Annotated in this window: 2 protein-coding genes; both read left to right on the plus strand. The window is 32.2% G+C overall.

The genetic code is table 11. The features are described from left to right. The first annotated feature begins 106 nt into the window (after positions 1-106). Positions 107-964, plus strand: coding sequence for a DUF7281 domain-containing protein (locus HHU12_RS33750; RefSeq protein ID WP_169661122.1), 858 nt, complete (start codon positions 107-109; stop codon positions 962-964). Positions 965-992: 28 nt separating this feature from the next. Then, on the plus strand, positions 993-1577 hold the full coding sequence (locus HHU12_RS33755) for a hypothetical protein (protein WP_169661123.1): 585 nt from the start codon (positions 993-995) through the stop codon (positions 1575-1577). Positions 1578-1713: the final 136 nt, after the last annotated feature.

Consider the following 1713-nt stretch of genomic DNA (forward strand, 5'->3'; position numbering starts at 1 on the left):
ACGGATCACCTGAAACAAATAATCAGCTAGATTATGGTCATATTTATCACTTGGATAAGGTGGCAGGGCATCAAACGATGGTTCGACAAATCATATCTAAAGCATAATGAAGTTATCTGAGAGTAAAGCCAAAAAGTTATTACAGTTGAGTCAAGGGGAGGTGATCTCGGGTAGTCAACTGAAAGGTGCACCTTTTGAACAAATGCTTGATGATGGTATTTTACAATCTTCTACTCAAGGACGAACAAGACGTAAAATAGCCTGCAAAGATCCTTCTCAATTGAAATTTTATTTAAAAAATCAATTGGGAATAAATGACCTTCTGGCCTACATAGATAATTTCAAAACTGGAGAGAGTAGAGCTGATAACATAAAAGTAGCTTCTGATTCTAAATCCACCAAAGTAAGAACTTTTAAAGGTTTTTTGGTGAACTGTTATGAGCCTATTTCAGCAGTTTTAAATGGGACAAAATTAATACTTCAACCTGCTTTTGGAAGCTTTCTTTTTATCAGTGATTTTGAAAATTTCACTTTAGATAAAGAGGTCACAATAGTAGGAGTTGAGAATGCCGAAAACTTTAAAATGATCGAACAACAGAGTTATCTTTTTGAAGACAAGAAGGTCTTATTTGTGAGCCGTTACCCTCAATCACAATCCAAAGATTTGATACAATGGCTTCAATCTATTCCCAATTCCTACCTTCATTATGGCGATTTTGACTTTGAGGGAATTGGCATTTTTCAAAATGAATATCAAAAATATATAGGAGAAAGGGCTTCTTTCTTTATCCCTCCAAATATCGAAGGATTGCTCCAGAAATATGGTAACAGGAATTTGTATGATCTTCAGTTGAATAAAAGAAAATTAAGTGTAGAAGATGAAAGGATGAAAAGGTTGGTTGATCTATTTCATCATTATAAAAAGTGTTTGGAGCAGGAGGTTTTGATTGGGGGAGAGGGGTGATTTGTAGTTGTAAATTTTAAAAAAAATAATGTCTGATATATCCGAATTAGAAGCGATTGTCAATGAATTATCTGTAGAAAAATTAAAAAACTATGTGATAAACTACGCAGAAACAAATGAGATTTTCAAAAGAGAATTTCTCTATTATTTCGCAGGTAAAAGTGATGATCAATTAAGAATTGATTTTTATCGTGAAAAAATTCAAATCATATTTTATAAGTATGCCCATAGAGGTTTTATTGATTATAAATCTGCAGGAAATTATGCAGATGAGATTAATGATATGTTGACTATTCCAGCTGATAGATTATGTAACAGAGGAATCTACTATGAGGCCTTTTCAATGTTGGCCGCCAATGTACTTGAATTGCAGAAGGGATTTGAGAGTGTTGAATATGAAGTGGAATTAAGTGATATTTTCACAGATTGTATAGATACCCTTCAAAATTTACTTTCAAAAAAAATACCTTTGGATCTTCTGCAGAAAATTTATGAATGGCTGGAAAAAGAAGCAGAAAATCCTATTTATGCGGATTATGTTTATGAAGATGCTGACCGACTAAAAGAATTAAAACTAAAGGCTCAAGGAATGTTAGAAGCCAAAGAAGATTAATAATTGAGTAGAAAAAAGCTCAAATACTCATTACTTTTATTTTGAAATTTTAAGGACAACAGAAAAAATGGAATCACCAATATTTTATACAAATAGAAAAGGCGATAAATCATACCTTAAGAAGTCTGTAACAAAG

It is taken from the genome of Flammeovirga aprica JL-4 (genome assembly GCF_012844305.1).
Lineage (GTDB): Bacteria > Bacteroidota > Bacteroidia > Cytophagales > Flammeovirgaceae > Flammeovirga > Flammeovirga aprica.